General features: G+C 48.6%; 13 protein-coding genes. 8 read left to right on the plus strand and 5 right to left on the minus strand.

Features of this window, described 5'->3' with window-relative positions; all coding sequences use genetic code 11:
* The 3 genes from KDK15_RS04420 to KDK15_RS04430 all read left to right on the plus strand — a co-directional run.
* Nucleotides 1-1859, plus strand: a 1859-nt coding sequence (locus KDK15_RS04420) for a tetratricopeptide repeat protein (RefSeq protein ID WP_257294154.1), incomplete at its 5' end; no start/stop codon positions are given.
* A gap of 155 nt (nt 1860-2014) precedes the next feature.
* Entirely contained in the window at nt 2015-2929 is a 915-nt protein-coding gene (locus KDK15_RS04425) for a hypothetical protein (RefSeq protein WP_257294155.1), read from the plus strand.
* 205 nt (nt 2930-3134) lie between these two features.
* Nucleotides 3135-3704: a hypothetical protein gene (locus KDK15_RS04430; RefSeq protein WP_257294156.1), complete on the plus strand. Its 570-nt coding sequence runs from the start codon at nt 3135-3137 to the stop codon at nt 3702-3704.
* A 94-nt stretch (nt 3705-3798) separates the two neighbouring features.
* Here the strand turns inward: KDK15_RS04430 and lpcA are convergent, their stop codons facing one another.
* From lpcA to dnaA, 5 genes are all read right to left on the minus strand, one after another.
* Nucleotides 3799-4383 (minus strand): D-sedoheptulose 7-phosphate isomerase, encoded by a 585-nt coding sequence (gene lpcA, locus KDK15_RS04435; RefSeq protein ID WP_257294157.1) that lies wholly within the window; start codon nt 4381-4383, stop codon nt 3799-3801.
* Between the two features lie 65 nt (nt 4384-4448).
* Nucleotides 4449-6863 (minus strand): DNA topoisomerase (ATP-hydrolyzing) subunit B, encoded by a 2415-nt coding sequence (gene gyrB / locus KDK15_RS04440; RefSeq protein WP_257294158.1) that lies wholly within the window; start codon nt 6861-6863, stop codon nt 4449-4451.
* Nucleotides 6856-8010 (minus strand): DNA replication/repair protein RecF, encoded by a 1155-nt coding sequence (gene recF, locus KDK15_RS04445; RefSeq protein ID WP_257294159.1) that lies wholly within the window; start codon nt 8008-8010, stop codon nt 6856-6858. The genes gyrB and recF overlap by 8 nt, the downstream gene beginning before the upstream one ends.
* 100 nt (nt 8011-8110) lie before the next feature.
* Nucleotides 8111-9214, minus strand: coding sequence for a DNA polymerase III subunit beta (gene dnaN / locus KDK15_RS04450; RefSeq protein ID WP_257294160.1), 1104 nt, complete (start codon nt 9212-9214; stop codon nt 8111-8113).
* Nucleotides 9215-9276: 62 nt separating this feature from the next.
* Complete coding sequence (gene dnaA / locus KDK15_RS04455; RefSeq protein WP_373691334.1) at nt 9277-10923, minus strand: chromosomal replication initiator protein DnaA; 1647 nt, start codon at nt 10921-10923, stop codon at nt 9277-9279.
* Nucleotides 10924-11576: 653 nt separating this feature from the next.
* On the opposite strand from dnaA, the gene KDK15_RS04460 reads away from it, so the two are divergent.
* From KDK15_RS04460 to yidC, 5 genes are all read left to right on the plus strand, one after another.
* Nucleotides 11577-14351 carry a hypothetical protein gene (locus KDK15_RS04460; protein ID WP_257294162.1) on the plus strand — a complete coding sequence of 925 codons (2775 nt, stop codon included), beginning with the start codon at nt 11577-11579 and terminating at the stop codon, nt 14349-14351.
* Between the two features lie 112 nt (nt 14352-14463).
* Nucleotides 14464-14598, plus strand: a complete 135-nt coding sequence (gene rpmH, locus KDK15_RS04465; RefSeq protein WP_257294163.1) for a 50S ribosomal protein L34 — start codon at nt 14464-14466, stop codon at nt 14596-14598.
* A 30-nt stretch (nt 14599-14628) separates the two neighbouring features.
* Nucleotides 14629-15006 carry a ribonuclease P protein component gene (gene rnpA / locus KDK15_RS04470; protein ID WP_257294164.1) on the plus strand — a complete coding sequence of 126 codons (378 nt, stop codon included), beginning with the start codon at nt 14629-14631 and terminating at the stop codon, nt 15004-15006.
* A gap of 235 nt (nt 15007-15241) precedes the next feature.
* Entirely contained in the window at nt 15242-15568 is a 327-nt protein-coding gene (gene yidD / locus KDK15_RS04475; protein ID WP_257294165.1) for a membrane protein insertion efficiency factor YidD, read from the plus strand.
* The gene (gene yidC, locus KDK15_RS04480; protein ID WP_257294166.1) at nt 15544-17226 is read left to right on the plus strand and encodes a membrane protein insertase YidC; all 1683 of its coding nucleotides are present in this window, start codon (nt 15544-15546) and stop codon (nt 17224-17226) included. Before yidD ends, yidC begins: the two co-directional genes overlap by 25 nt.
* Nucleotides 17227-17273: the final 47 nt, after the last annotated feature.

A 17273-nucleotide genomic window follows, 5' to 3' on the forward strand; every position in this document is an offset into this window, starting at 1 on the left:
AGCAGTTTATTCACTTTTTGCTGAACTATTGTGCTTTGGGAACTCTAAAGTCGAGTTTTGATGAAGGTTTCAGCTCTTTAAGTGCAGGTGATAATGATCATGCACTCGAAATAGCAAAAGAGATATTAGAGACTAATTCCAACTTGAGTCGGCGTAACTATCTACGTGCAAGTCAACTTAAAGCAAGAGCCCTGTTAAATTCAGGGAGAATTGATGATTGCCTGCAATCAATAGAACAAGTAAAGCCTCCCCTTGACAAAGGGTTACTGATGACAAAAGGCAGAGCACTTCAAGCCAAAAACCTTATGCGTGAAGCACTGCTTATTTTTCAGGACCTTTATAAAAATCACTCAGGAAAGGACACCGATAAAAAAATTAATTATCTTGCCCTTGGCCTACATTACCAGCGCATGGGAGAGCATCAGGAAGCACTGACGATCTTTATCAAGCTGCGCACCGACCGCTCCGGGCATGAAGCCATTCCCTGCAACGACAAGGAAGTTGAATTGGCCCTTGGCGTGCAATACGAGTACATGGGACGGTATCAAGAGGCGCTGACGATCTTTCACAAGTTGCGCTCCGACCACTCCGGGCATGAAGGCACTCCTTGCAAAGACAAGGAAATTGAACTGGTCCTTGGTCGCCTATACCAGAACATGGGACGGTATCAGGACGCGCTGACGACCTTTAACAAGTTGCGCTCCGACCGCTGCGGGCGTGAAGCCCCCCCTTGCAATGACAAGGAAATTGAACTGGCCCTTGGTCGGCTATACCAGGCCATGGGACGGTATCATGAGGCACTGACGACCTTCATCAAGCTGCGCTTTGACCGTTCCGGACATGAAGGCACTCCCTGCAACGACAAGGAAATAGAGTTAACCCTTGGCCGACAATGCCAGAACATGGGGCTCCATCAGAAGGCGCTGACGACGTTCATCAAGCTGCGCACCGATCGCTCCGGACATGCAGGCACTCCTTGCAACGACAAGGGCATTGAACTTGCCCTTGGTCGGCTATACCAGGGCATGGGACGGCATCAGGAGGCGCTGACGACCTTCATCAAGCTGCGCACCGACCGCTCCGGGCATGAAGGCGCTCTCTGCAACGACAAAGACATAGAGTTAAGCCTTGGCCGACAATACCAGTGCATGGGACGGCATCAGGAGGCGTTGACGGTCTTTAAGAATCTGCGCACCGACCTCTCCGGACATGAAAGCACTCCCTGCAATGACAAGGACATTGAACTGGCCCTTGGTCGGCAATACCAGAACATGGGACGATATCAGGAAGCACTGGCGATCTTTAATAAGCTGCACAGCGACCATTCCGGGTATGAAGGCCCCCCCTGCAACGACAAGGAAATTGAACTGGCCCTTGGCGACATTCATGTCGATTTAATGAACTGGTGTCAGTTTGACCAAATGCAGCTTGATGACAAGGGTTTTGCCGGGCCAGAAGTGGACTTGTGTATCAGCGTCCGTTACTTCAGAGAGTGCATTTTTTCTGGTCAAGGCCAGGAAATTTCAGGGCTTTTGACCAAAGCCATTGAGCATGCATGTAATGCAATAGAGAAAAGTCAGTATCTCAACACATCATCTTTTAGTCAGTTAGGACACTGCCTTCGTATCGCAGCATTATTACCTGTTGGGAATGCACAGGATTTCTTTTCAAAGGATGAATTGAAAAACCTTGCTTCTGAATATTTTACCGAAGCTAACAAACTGGACCCTTACAGACAGGACCGACTCAAAAATGAAGATTGGAGGAAAACAGAGCATGATTTTTTAGAAAAGCTATCGCCAGGGTATAAGCATGTGTTCTCTAAAAACCTCAACCTTAGTAATACGATACCTGATTAGCTCTGTGCTTCTGCCATATAACCTTTGCTAATTTGAAGGTTCCAAACATTAATTGAACTTTTAATCTGTGAAGTAACTCTAAGGTACAGATGAAACAAATACTCAATTTCTACCTATTGCCACTATTTACAAGTAACCAATGAGGAAATCATTTTATGGAGTCATGTTCTTCCTGTAAGTCGTCGCCTGTGAAAAACCCGAATAATGACTTCAGAACAGATATTGGGAGCGTAACATCAAACAGGAAGCAGACTACTGTTCAGTTACCGGTAATTCCAAGTGTTCCTGAGAAATCTCTGTTTACCCGTTGCATAACCTATGCCGAAGGTATTCTAGCGACGTTGATCAATTGGCAAAAAACCGAGTTTTTATATACTGAAGAATTTATTCACCGACTACTGTCTAAAGAACAGTCTTTTGTTCCTGACACACTCTATGTTGTCCGTGCCAACTTACCAGAAGAAGATCAGGCTTTTTTTCCCTGCAGTGCCTATGAACTTTTGATAGATCCCCATTTTTGTGGAACTGTGGATCTTTCAGGGAAGCATATAGACCAGTGGCCTGAGAAATTACGCATCAACGGTTCACTGAATTTATCAGAATCGTCCATAGACAGACTCCCTGAGATCCTTATTGTTAATGGCAATCTGAATCTCTCAGGCTGTCAGAACCTGAAGTCACTGTCAGAAATAAAAACGGTCGTGGATGGAGAACTTATCGCCCGTAACAGTGGGCTGAAATCAATCCGGTCTGAACTCCAAGCAAATTCTATTGATCTAACAGGGTCTGCTGGTTTTGGTGAGTTTGGCAGTGCCAATCAATTCACTGTGCCGGGCGAAATCATTCTGGATGGTTGCCGATGCCTTTCCGGAAATCTACCCAACTGGTTATTTACGATGGGGCCAATGCCTAATGGAAACCCCCAGCCAATCAGTCTTTGCAATACCGGAATTTCCGCGGAAGCCATTGAATCTAATTTTCAATTACGAACTGTTCGGTGCCTTGATAAAAAAAATTGTGTTCTAACATTGGACTCGCTTAATGGTTTAACAATCAACAGGATTATCTGATGTGCTCTCCGTCTCACCAAAAGCAACGGTGGGAAACCCTTTTCTAAGCTCAACAAAGAACTGGTTTGATGGCTCATTGAAAAAATCAGGATGGGAACTCTGCCGCCTGAAGACGGAATCATAACGAAAAGTGAAGCAGTAAGGCGGTGGCACTACCAACCTGAAACCAATGGAATTAAATCAAACTGATAGGATATGGAAAGTTATGTTTCCAAAAATACAACCCAACGCTCAGCGGCAAAAGCCTTTACCACTGTCTGAACCGTCTGAATTGCAGAGCAGTGAGAACAACTCATCTGCATCCAATCAAACGGTTTACAAAACGGTCCCTGGTTCTAGTCATTTTATTGCTGGTTGCAGTGTCCGTTCAGATTTCACTTCTGTGGTTAAATATCAAATTGTTCCGTTAACGTCTTGGGCCAAGTTCAGGTTTAATGTTGGTTCACTACCCTTAGCCATTTCAATCAGGAGCTTCTCGGAATTGTCCCTCTCCTCATCACAGCAGTCTCTCTGGGGTGCTGTGGAAAAGTACCAACACTTATCTGGAGCTGAGCCAACGGCTTGTGTGGTAAAAATAGAACCCGAAAAACAACCACAAAAGTTTCAGGAAAATGATGTATTACTTGTTTACTCCTGTAGGTTTAAGTCTCCTGTTAGCTCTAATTTTGATTTGTCAATCAATCCCGCACAAATTAAAGAGAATCTTAATCGGACCATACTTAGCGATTTAATGTGCGTGGGAAAAGTTCTGATGTTTTTTGCGGATGAAATTTGATATTGGTTGCGGGTGGTGATACCAAAGTTTCACTATAATTATTTTCATCTTAGATAACGTTGGTTACTACACACCCGCGCGGCCGTTCTCCTTTTTATTCCATATACTTTTCAACAAGCTGAATCATAATATGAATTGCCTTGATATGGACTTCCTGAATCCGATCCGCATAACCAAAGTGAGGTACACGAATTTCAACATCCGCCATCCCCGCCATCTCGCCGCCGTCTTTGCCTGACAGCAGAATAACCTTCATCCCTTTTGCCCTGGCCGCTTCTACCGCCTTGATAATATTGCCGGAATTACCACTGGTGCTGATCCCAAGCAGTGCGTCCCCTTCCCTGCCTACCGCTTCAACGTAACGTGAGAAGACATATTCATAGCCAAAATCGTTGGATACACAGGAGATATGACTGGGGTCTGAAATGGCAATAGCCGCATAGCCAGGGCGGTTATCACGGAAACGTCCGGTCAACTCCTCAGCAAAGTGCATGGCATCACAATGGGAACCGCCATTACCACAGGACAGCACCTTGCCACCGGCTTTAAAGCTCTCAGACAATAACTGGGCAGCAAGATCAATGGACTCAAGATTGGCGTCATCATCCAGGAACCGGCTCAGCACAACCATCGCCTCTTCCAACTCCTGTCGAATAATTGCTTTAAATTCTGAAGACATTAGCAGAGCACCTGAGAATCAAAAAAGTAAAAAAAGTGCCGGTTAAGGCCGGCACAGGATTAGGATTAAATATCGAGATTGGCAACATTCAACGCATTGCTTTCGATAAACTCTCTGCGGGGTTCCACATGATCCCCCATCAGCGTATTGAAGATCTGGTCAGCGGCAATTGCATCTTCAATGGTTACCTTCAGCATTCTGCGGACATCCGGATCCATAGTGGTTTCCCACAGCTGATCCGGGTTCATCTCACCCAGTCCCTTATAGCGCTGGATATAGTGTCGTTTGGTGGATTCACTCATCAACCACTCAAGGGCTTCCTCAAAGGAAGATACGTCCTTCTTACGCTCCCCTTTCTGAATAAAGGCACCATCCTCGATGAGCCCTTGCAGTTTATTACCGAGAGAAACGATCTTTCCATAGTTAGTAGACGAGAAGAAGTCGGCATTCCAGCGATAGTGACTATCGACACCGTGGGCAATAATCGTCACCTTGGGCAGCCAGACATTGAGCTCCCGGTCTTCCTCTACGGAGAACGTCATGGTACTGCCGGCGGCTTTCAAGTTATCAATTCTTTCGCTCAGTTGGGCAATCCAGGACTCCATTACGCTCTTATCAGCCAGGCTCTCCGCCGTGACTTCGGGCATATAAATCATTTCACGAAGCACAGCGACGGGGTAAATACGAGACAGCTTCTCGGCCACTTTATGGACGTCTCTGAACTCTTTCACCAGTTCCTCAAGTGGCTGATCACTGATCCCGGGGGCATTTTCATTGACATGCAGACTGGCATTTTCCAGTGCTGACTGGGTCAGGTAACCATCCAGCGCACCGTCATCTTTCAGGTACTGCTCCTGCTTGCCACGCTTAACCTTGTACAGTGGTGGTTGAGCAATGTAGATGTAGCCATTTTCAATCAACTCAGGCATCTGACGGAAGAAGAAGGTCAGCAGCAGTGTACGAATGTGAGATCCATCCACGTCCGCATCGGTCATGATAATGATGTTATGGTATCGGAGCTTGTCAATATTGAACTCCATACGACCAATACCACAACCCAGGGCAGTAATCAGGGTTCCGACTTCCTGGGAGGACAGCATCTTGTCAAAGCGGGCTTTCTCAACGTTCAGAATCTTACCCTTAAGCGGCAGGATCGCCTGAGTCTTCCGGTTACGGCCCTGCTTGGCCGACCCACCCGCAGAGTCACCCTCCACTATGTACAGTTCAGAAAGCGCTGGGTCTTTCTCTTGGCAGTCCGCCAGTTTGCCTGGCAATCCGGCAATGTCCAGGGCACCTTTACGACGGGTCATTTCCCGCGCCTTACGGGCCGCTTCACGGGCTCTGGCAGCATCCAGCATCTTACCGACAACCGCTTTCGCTTCCTGGGGGTTTTCTATCAGGTAGTCTGCCAGGTATTTGCCCATCTCCTGCTCTACCGCGGTTTTTACCTCGGAGGACACCAGCTTGTCTTTGGTCTGGGAGGAGAATTTAGGGTCCGGCACTTTGACAGAGATGATTGCCGTCAGACCTTCGCGGGCATCATCACCGGAGGTGGCCACTTTGGCCGTCTTCTGGAAACCTTCCCGTTCGATATAGCCATTCAGGCTTCGGGTCAGGGCCGCACGGAAGCCCGCCAGGTGCGTTCCACCATCACGCTGAGGAATGTTATTGGTAAAGCAGAACACCCCTTCCTGGAAGCTGTCATTCCACTGCATGGCCACTTCCACACCAATACCGTCATCCCGGGTGATTTCAAAGTGGAAGACTTTATTGATGGTGCTTTTATTCTGGTTCAGGTGCTCCACAAAGGCCTTAAGACCACCATCGTATTTGAAGTCATCAACCTTTCCGGTGCGCTCATCCGTCAGCTGGATATAAACCCCTGAATTCAGGAAAGAGAGCTCACGCAGGCGCTTGGCCAGAATGTCATAACTGAACTGAATATTTGAGAAGGTCTCAGGGGAAGGAATAAAGTGCAGTTCAGTACCGGTAACATCCGTTTCACCAATAACCTTTAATGGCTCTTCCGGAATCCCTTGATGGTATACCTGCTGATGAACCTTTCCATGGCGGCGGATGGTCAGTTTCAGCTGACTGGACAACGCATTAACCACTGACACACCAACACCGTGCAAACCGCCGGATACCTTATAGGTGTTGTCATCAAATTTACCACCGGCATGAAGTACCGTCATGATCACTTCAGCGGCAGAAACCCCCTCTTCCTCATGGATATCCACAGGAATACCACGGCCATTATCCTTAACCGTGATGGACTCATCCGGGTGAATAATGACAGAAATCTTATCGCAATGACCCGCCAGCGCTTCATCGATGGAGTTATCAACCACCTCAAACACCATATGGTGCAGACCGGTACCATCATCGGTATCACCAATGTACATCCCCGGGCGCTTGCGGACAGCATCCAGGCCCTTCAGGACCTTGATATTGGATGCGTCGTAGTTTTGTTCACTCATGCTCTATCTCCAAAGACTCAGCCCGGCGAATACTTTGCTGACCAGGGTTCTCATGTGATGTAACAGTAACTTGCCCATGTTTCACGTGAAACATTTTCACTTCCGTTTCAGGCAACCAGCAATGTTCCAGTGCCTCCTTCTCAACACAGGTGATGAAGGTCTGGCAGTTCATTTTTTGAAACAATCGACAAAGCTTTTGTCGATTAGGAGTATCCAGTTCTGATGGCAGATCATCGACCAGGAAGATGCACTGCTTGTCTTGCAGCTCTTTGTATAGAAAACCCTGAGCGAGTTTCAGTGCACAGACCACCAGCTTTAATTGACCTCGGGAGAGGATATCAACCGCACTGCCTTTGCCAATCCGAATCCTTAAATCGGCCCGTTGCGGCCCGGCATGGGTATAGCCCGATTGAGTGTCCCGTGCCATTCCGCTACTGAGTACTTCATGCAGCTCTCTCTCCCTATCCCACCCTCGGTAATATTGGATAGAAAGATTACCCAGATCGGCCAATTCCGAAAGCACCTCATTGAAGACCGGAGTCAATTTCTGGATATAATCGCCTCGTAACACGTCGATGGCATTGGCCGCTTTCTCGAACTCTATGTTCCACGAAGTCAGTTCAGAACCGTTTATTCTACCATGACGGAGCAGACTGTTCCGCTGTTTCAGTGCCTTCTGCATGCGTTTCCATAACGGGAAAAAATCATGATGTTTCACGTGAAACACCCCCCAATCGATAAAGTTCCTTCTCAGCTTTGGGGAACCTTCAAGCAACCGGAAGGTATCCGGATTAATCACCTGCAAGGGTAATAACCTGGCAAGCTCAGATGTAGATTTCAGGTTTTCACCAGACACCCGTATCTGTAGCGTTTCATCTCTCAGGTTTCTGGAAACACCAACCGGTATGGATCCTCCCGATGTCACACCTATTCGGCCAAATACCGTACAGACCTCGGCATCATGATTAATCACCGGTTTAATTCGGGAAGTCCGAAACGATCGGGCAACTCCGAGAAGATGTATGGCCTCAAGCACGCTGGTTTTACCACTGCCATTAAGCCCATAGAGCACGTTTACAGAAGAGGAAGGGTTAATCGAAACACAGGAGAGGTTTCTAATATCAGTTATGGAGAGCTGTTGGATCATATTCTGTTTATTTCCGAGCCTGAGTAGGCCGGAAGCCGGATCAGGACAGGCGAGTGTCTGATGCCAACATCAGACACTGACTACTTCTGCCGACAGGCTGTTACAGCCTCATAGGCATAACAACATAGGTGGAGTCACCAGACTCAGACTCCTCAAGCAGCGCACTGCTGTTCGGATCTGAGAGGGTCATCTTGATGGCCTCACCAGAAAGCACAGAAAGCACATCCAACAGGTAGCTGACGTTGAAACCGATCTCCATTGAGTCACCATGATAAGCCAGACTCAACTCTTCTTCGGCCTCTTCCTGCTCCGGGTTATTAGCAATCACCTTTAGCTGGCCATCAGAAAGAATCAGGCGGATACCCCGGTATTTTTCATTGGAAAGAATAGACGCACGCTGGAATGACTGACGCAGTTCCTGGCGATCACCAATAATAATTTTATTGCCGCCTTTCGGAATCACACGCTCATAGTCAGGGAACTTGCCGTCCACCAGTTTAGAGGTAAACATAAAGTCGCCGGTTTTGGCTCTGATATGATTCGCACCAAGGGTAATATGAACACTCTCTTCCCCTTCGGTGAGCAGACGTGCCATCTCAAGAATACCTTTACGGGGCACAATAACCTGATGCTTGTCCTGCTGGTTGATATCGGCATCCACGCTACACATGGCCAGGCGATGACCATCGGTGGCCACAGCACGGAGACAGTTCTGGCTGACTTCCAGCAACATACCGTTCAGATAATAACGAACATCCTGCTGAGCCATGGCAAAGCCGGTACGGTCAATCAGGCGACGAAGACGTGACTGACCAATGGTAAAGGAGACCGATCCGGCCTCTTCTTCAATACTGGGAAACTCATTAGCCGGCAGAGTGGAAAGGGTAAACCGGGATCGGCCTGCCTTTACCTTGACCTTCAGATCATCCTGATGCACTTCAATCAGGGTGTTTTCAGGCAGGGACTTACAGATATCCATCAGCTTTCTGGCCGGCACCGTAATCTCACCAGCTTCAGCAACATCCTCAAGGGCGACACGGCCAACCAGTTCAACTTCCAGGTCTGTACCGGTTAACGAGAGCTGATCTCCATCGACTACCATCAACACATTCGACAATACCGGCAGCGTCTGTCTGCGCTCAACCACACCGGCAACCAGCTGAAGTGGCTTAAGCAATGCTTCCCGATTAATGGTAAATTTCATCGCTTTCCTTTCTCTTGGGATAAAAAGGTATTCACCTTTTTATTAGGTTGAATAAGGTGGAATTAACTTGTCAGTGAGCGCAACAGGTTTTTGTAATCGCTTTTGATCTCGTTATCCACCTCGACCAGTTCTTTTACTTTACGGCAGGCGTGAAGAACGGTGGTATGGTCTCGTCCGCCATAGGCATCACCAATCTCGGGTAAACTATGGCTGGTCAGCTCTTTGGACAGAGCCATAGCAATCTGGCGAGGCCTTGCCACAGAACGACTGCGACGCTTGGAAAGAATATCCGCCACTTTGATCTTGTAGTACTCGGCAACCGTTCTCTGGATATTATCTATACTGACCTGTTTATCCTGTAAAGCCAACAGGTCTTTCAGGGACTCGCGGATCAGATCAATATCAATACGGCGCCCCATAAAGTGAGCGCTGGCGATCACCCGCTTCAGGGCACCTTCGAGTTCACGCACATTGGAACGTATTCTCTGGGCAATAAAGAAGGCGGCTTCATGGGGCAGTTCCACCTTCTGCTGTTCTGCCTTTTTCATCAGAATCGCGACACGGGTTTCCAGCTCAGGCGGCTCAACGGCTACCGTTAACCCCCAGCCAAATCGAGACTTCAGACGTTCTTCAACGCCGCTGATCTCCTTTGGGTAACGGTCGCAGGTCAGAATCATCTGCTGACCACCTTCCAGCAACGCATTGAAGGTGTGGAAAAACTCTTCCTGCGAGCGCTCTTTACCGGCAAAGAACTGGATATCATCAATCAGTAGCGCATCAACCGAACGATAGTACTTTTTAAAATCATTAATGGCATTCAGCTGCAGTGCTTTCACCATATCCGCAACAAAGCGTTCGGAGTGTAAATAAACAACTCTGGCATTACGGTTCTGCTTAACCAGGAAATTACCCACCGCATGCATCAAGTGAGTTTTACCCAGACCAACACCGCCGTATAAGAACAGTGGGTTATAGGAAGCACCGGGGTTTTCTGCCACCTGTCGAGCGGCCGCCAACGCCAGCTGGTTTGATTTACCCTCAACAAACGTTTCAAAAGTGAAACCGGTATTCAGTGAACTGTGATGCTTGATAGACCCTTCAACTTCAACCTGCCGAACGGTGGCAACAGGCTCTTCAGGCGCAGCGCCCACCGACTCTTTCAGCGGGTTTACCTTGATCTGAGCGGGCTCTTCTGTCTGCCTGGTGTCATCTTCCTGGCTACCTGAGCGGACGGGTTCTGATACCAGATCCGGCTCCGGTGTATTGTCCTGCGCCACCGTTAAAGCAGACACCAGCTCATGGGTAACCACAGAACGCTCAATAGCCGCCTGTTTCAGCGGATTCTCAATGGGTTTCTCGGAAACGGTCACCGTTGCCGCGTGCTGAACCTCTCTCGGTGGCACTTCCCTTAGCTGAGGCTCTCTTGGACGTGCAGATCGCTTGCTCAGTGAAGGTGGTCGGCGATTGGAAACCGCCAAAGCGACGGCTGGAGAATCCCCATCGGACAGTTCATCCAGAATCTCTTCGATTCTTGGCAAAAACTTTTCTTTCACCCAGTCGGCAACAAAACGGTTGGGAGCCAGTAAACACAAATCGTGTTCATCCCCCATCACTTTCAAAGGGCGAATCCAGGTATTGAATTGCTGAGAAGACAGCTCATCCTGCAAGATATCGATACATTTCTGCCACAGCTCAAGGGGCACAGGCACTCTCCTACTCTCCTACTCTCCTACTCTCCAGATATAGATCAGGATCAGGATCAAGATCTGATACGGATATCACTGAAGCCGGTCAGACAGCCTGCTGAAGACCTTCAGGTATGAAATAACGGTTGGATAAACAAAAGAGAATTGTATCCTTTCTGGCAAAAGTTATCCACATCTGCAAAACAGGACAACAGATCAATTATTGTTAACAATATCCTTATAATTCAATACATTAATCAAAAAATAACGGTAATGCGGAGGATAATATTGCTCACTATTCCCTGTGGGTAGGTCCGTTGATGAATGGCCATAAACCTTATGATCTTCCTGTGGGTAAATTGAATAACAAAAGATCTGTGGATAACATCAAGACTTACCCACAGGCAATCAAGACCTAAGCAACAGCATACATTCGGGATTTCTACAAAAAAGTGCACATGCACAAAGCCAGGCCATGACTGACATAAAAGGAGTTATCCACAGAAAAACCCTGCCTTAATAATCATATTAAAATCAAAAAACATCACATAAGAGATAACTCTTCTATTTATATATCTATGAATCACTGCCTGGTGATTATCATTGTTTGCTCTTATGTACTAGCTTGAACAGGGTGTTTAACAAAGGTCATATCAGGCAAGTAAAGTTCATTCATTATGTTAGATCCGCTATCAAGGCTCAGGGCTGTGCTGGATGCACAAATGCCCATGGCCAACAAACAGGCAGCAGGGCACTCGGTTAGCATAAGTGCTTTCGGGCGACGTGTAAGGGATGTCTGCCAAACAGAAAAGCAGCTGCAGGAGCAAGGTGCGGTCAGTAATGACTCACCGATGGCCGGGGCGAGTGTGCCTGGATGCAGGCAGGACTCAGACCGAACGGTCTTTAAGCTGAATCGGAACCTGATGAACCCTTTGTTGACGAGGGTATATATCCGGTCGTCCAGTAGTTCTATGGTAATTGGGTACCAATCCGAAGTGGATGAGACCCGATTGCAGAATAAAGTGAATCTGCTCAATAAAAGGATTCCAACGTTGATTCAGGAAATCCGTCAGATTGCCATGGATAGAAACTTGTCAACGTTATCTGAGCAGATTCAGCGTTGCTGTTTTAACTGCTTATTCGTGCAGGATGTTTTAAGGGGAGATCCATCGCGGAGGTTCAGCAGCAATATCAACAAATTGGAACAGCGGATGGGCCATTATGACGATCAGCTTGTGGAGTGTTTGCTCAGTTACCACCCAGAATCACAGGATGAACAGCAAGAGCTGTTTATTATGTGTATCTGGTATCTGAACTTGCTGGCAATTTCTGATAAGGGTCGGAGTGCCAACATTCTGGTTATCGACCGCAAAATGGTCGCTATTTTACAGGATGGCTTAATCCAGAAGGTTGATAAAGAGAGAGCCCGGCTGCGCATTGCCAGCCTCTATTCAATCGATGATTCCCCGATGGACGATGAGAGATTGTCGCGGATTGTGTTTGGCCAAATAGTGAGTGCTTTAAAAAATATCCGCTGTCACAGTCTTGATATTGCCAAATGTGAAAAGCTGTTTGCCATTGTTGAACAACTGATTACCTCAGATCCGCTATTCCGATTGGAGCAGGTTGCTGAGGACTTGCTCACTCAATGGCAGCAGATGAAGGTGAATTTGGTTGACTTAACAACGTCAATGATCAAGGAACTCAATTTCAAAAGACAGGATTTTATGAACGGTGGCGAATTCGATGAGGGCTGTACGCTCCAGTATATGTTCTTCTGTCTTGGTTTCTGGCCAAGCGCATTGTGCTCGCCGGACATTGGCCTGATCGCTTTGCTGAGTCTGTACCAGCACCGGTCATTGTCATCCGTCAGAGGACTATTGGTAAAAATTCAGAAAGAGGCCTGTAGCGATGACCGGAATAATCCGGCGATGTATGCCCTTATGGAGTTTCTGTTACATAATGCCTGTGAGGACAGTGTTGCCAGGGTCAAGAATGATGACCTGAGATATTATCTGAAAAGCCTGATCTGTTATCTGGATGGACGGGTGGATGAGGCCGTTAGCCAGGCCCGGTTATCCCGCTTGCCAGAAGCTTTCTGGTTGCTTGGCAAACTCCAGATGGGTAACGGTGCGTTTGCTGAAGCCATTACCAGTGTTGAATCAGCCATTGTCCGTGGTGTGGAAGCAGGCAAGCTGCAGCTGGCTCTGCTGTTGTTAACATCCCCGGAACCGGACCTGTTGAAAGTTTCCGGTTTACTCAATGATGTGATGGAACACTATGGAAATTTAGGTGCAGTCAAGCTGCAGAGTCAGCTGGCCGAGGTCCGCGACAGCCTGGAATTAAGCGCTGAAGCAAAGGCACCGGTGAATCCTCCTGCATTAAACGATGACTGGCTCTTGAGTGATGACAAGTCAAAACGGTCATCCGCCGTGGCTACCCGGAATAGAAACAAAGGCAAGCGGTATAAACATAAAAGAGCGGGCTCCAGGGGCGGCAAAGAGGATTCAGCAGCCAGCAGCGACAGCCAGAAAACAGGCAGGGCCAATAAAGCAGGCGATGGTGAAAACCGGCCGACAGTGGATATTGCCCCGTCGGCTGTTCCGAAACATCAAACCCGATGGCTTTCACGATATGACATGGCGATCCTGAGTCTGTCGGTTACTCATGCGATATCCTGCCAGGGGTATGATTATGCCTATCAGTTGCTACTGGCAGCCAATGAGAAAATCAACTGGGATTTTCAGCGAGCCACCATCGCCCGGATGGATTTGTGGCGCCTGCGGGAGCTGGCCAATGACCGTCAGCATTTGCAGTTGTTAAGTCAATCAGTGCAGGCAGGGGAGCAGACCGTTGAATTCTCTGTAATACCCCAGCCCCAGAACAGCACCAGCAACCTACTTGGCCAGTTTGGGCTGGCCCGGAATGAGTGCATTTCCCTGACCACCGACGCCAGTGTGACCCGTGATGCACTGCGTAATCTGGTGATCGATAAAGCATTAGGCTGGCTCTGCTTTCTCCATGCAGAACCGTTGGCGATGGGGGATCTCAAACGGCGATGGCGGGATCATCCGCTGGAGACGGCCAAACAGCAGTTAACTGATTTTGAGCACAGTCTGTCCATGGCGTTTACCACCGCTTCATTTCTGTCAATGCTTGGGCATCTCCACGGGGATATTGCCCGGGACCTGCCCTCTGCTGATGGTACCGGGGAAGGCCGACGGATCAAGGCATTGTCGGCCGCGTTTTACGATGCTGCCAATCAGTTCAATGAATGGCGCAGCCGCCTGAAAAATGATGGTGTATTAAACAACCGGATCGCCAGGGCCACCCCCTTGGGCAACCTACAGAAGATTCGTGCGATGCAAGGCAGAGTTAGCCGGGAAAAAATTGAAAACCAGCGTTATGGCGATGATCATCGACTCAGGACGGAAAAAACGAAGGAAGTGTAGGGAGAAACAACGGGGGGTAATACGGTGCTTCTTGACAAATGCAAATTGACGCTAACCCTGCAATTACTTAGAATGCCCGTCTTTTGTAAGTCCATTAAGACGAGTAAGCACGATGAAAAGAACTTTCCAGCCAAGCAACCTGAAGCGCAAGCGTAACCACGGCTTCCGTGCACGCATGGCTACCAAGAACGGCCGTTCGGTAATCAACCGTCGTCGAGCTAAGGGACGCAAGCGTCTGTCAGCCTGATCAACCGCCTGTGGCTAAGAGAGCATCAGTGTGAGCTTATCTTTTAGCCGTGAATCACGGCTGCGCTCCTCGGCTGATTTCAAACAGGTATTTGATACAACGGATATCAAGGTATCCAGCAGACAGCTTCTGATACTGGCAAAAGCCAATGAGCTTGGCCGGGCAAGACTGGGGCTGGTGGTTGCCAAAAAAAATATTCGTACTGCCGTTGGCCGAAACCGCGCCAAACGTCATATCCGGGAAACCTTTCGTCTGCAACAGGATGAAGTCGGTGACCTGGATATTGTCGTTTTGGTCCGGAAAGGTTTCAGTGATCTGAATGACAGCGACCTGAACCAGCTACTCAACAAGCAGTGGCAAAGGTTGAAACGAAGGCTGCACGAATGGAAAACGTCGGCACAACGTTGATATCCATCCAACCTGAACGAAAATGCCAGAGTAATGTAACAGGAAGCCCCGGGGTTTTTCCTGTTCGGCTCGACCAGGCTCAGAAAGCTTTCTTATATCAACAGCCACAGTTGAGTATCGACTGTCTGAGGCTGTTGCCCGCAGAGGGCATGTTAATAAGCATAAGGCTTTTATCTGGCTGATAGAGCTAAGGGCTTTCCAGAAGACTAAGGGCTCCGACAAAATGAAGGCATACATGGGCAGATTAGCAACTATCCCCCGATCATTGTTGATCGGACTGATCAAGATATATCGCTATGCGCTAAGTCCTCTGATGCCCAGCCAGTGCCGCTTTTACCCCTCTTGCTCTGCCTACGGCCTGGAAGCCTTAAATCGTCATGGTTTTCTGACTGGTAGCAAGCTTATCTTGCTCCGACTACTGAGGTGCCACCCCTGGCATCCAGGAGGATTTGACCCGGTACCGGAAAAAGATTCTGGTGATCATCGGACACAATCAGACAATCATATTCATTCACCTGAATGTGTGGCCCGGAACTCATGGATTTCCAAAGAACACTCCTGATCGGCGCTATTGCTGTAGTTGGTGTTTTAACACTGCAGCAATGGAATGAAGACTATCCCGGTACGCCGAAGTCGGCATCCGTCGCTCAATCAGTATCCAGCAGTCAAGCTGGTTCTGATATGCCGTCGTTGAATGATGGCAGCGCTATTCCTGCTACCGACGATGGTGCAGTAAAACCGTCTGCCCAGCTCATCAGCATCAAGACCAATACCATTGATGCGCTGATTGACCCTGCCGGTGGTGATATCATCAGCCTGACTATGCCGCAATACCCGGCATGGTTACCGGAAGAAGATGAGCCAACGGTGCCTTTCCAGCTTCTGGTGAACAGCCCGGACTGCCAGGGAGAAACCACCTGTGTATTCACTGCACAGAGTGCGCTGGCAAAAACCGATGGCCCGGACGCGAATAACCTTCGCGGAGTCTACCGGGTAAAACAAGCCAATTACACGCTTGAGGATGGTGAGAACACGTTGACGGTTGACCTCCAGAAAAATACCGATGGGGTCGACATTACCAAAACCTTCACCTTCTATCGTGACCGCTACGATGTTGCTGTTAATTACCAGATTGTCAATAACAGCAATAAGGTGTGGCGTGATCAGTTTTATGCCCAGCTGAAACGGGATAACTCAGGAGATCCAAGTCAGCTTAACTCAAAAGCGCCAATGAATACTTATCTGGGCGCGGCTGTTCACTCTAATGATGAGCCATACACCAAGCTGCCTTTTGATGAGTTTTCTGATAAGCCATTCGCTGAGCGGGTTCAGGGGGGGTATGCCGCCATGCTCCAGCACTACTTTGTCAGTGCCTGGGTTCCTGACCAGCAGAAAGCCCATCAGTATTACACCAAGCAGAACAAAGATGGCTACAACTTCGTCGGCTTCTATGACGACGCTATTGTGGCCAAGCCTGGTGAAACCATTGAGACTGGTGCGACTTTGTATGTTGGACCCAAAAAACAGGAAAAGCTGAAGTCTCTGTCGGATGGTCTTGAGCTGACCGTTGACTACGGCATGCTCTGGTTCCTGGCTCAGCCATTGTTTACCATCCTGAAGTGGATTCACTCTCTGGTTGGCAACTGGGGATGGTCCATCATTCTTCTGACGGTACTGGTTAAGGCGGTATTCTATCCATTGAATGCCACCAGCTTCCGGTCCATGGCGAAAATGCGCAAGCTGGGGCCAAAGCTTCAGGAGATGAAAGAGAAGTATGGCGATGATCGCCAGAAAATGTCTCAGGCCATGATGGAGCTGTACAAGAAGGAGAAGGTTAACCCGATGGGGGGCTGTCTGCCGATTCTTGTCCAGATGCCGGTATTTATTGCACTGTACTGGACACTGCTGGAGTCGGTGGAGTTGCGTCAGGCCCCATGGCTGGGCTGGATTTACGACCTTTCCCAGATGGATCCCTACTTTATTCTGCCACTGATCATGGGGGCTTCGATGTTTATTCAGCAGGTGCTGAACCCGACACCGCCAGACCCTGTGCAGGCTAAAGTCATGAAGATGATGCCGGTGATCTTCACCTTCTTCTTCCTGTTCTTCCCGGCGGGTCTGGTTCTGTACTGGGTGACCAACAACGTGCTGTCGATTATCCAGCAGTACATCATTACCCAGAAAATCGAAAAAGAAGGCTCGGAGGCTGTCAGAGAATAGCGCCCGTCTAGGCGACCCCGTAGCGAGGATTGCGAGAAATTGAGGAT

The sequence above is a fragment of the Endozoicomonas sp. YOMI1 genome, from assembly GCF_024606345.1.
GTDB lineage: Bacteria > Pseudomonadota > Gammaproteobacteria > Pseudomonadales > Endozoicomonadaceae > Endozoicomonas.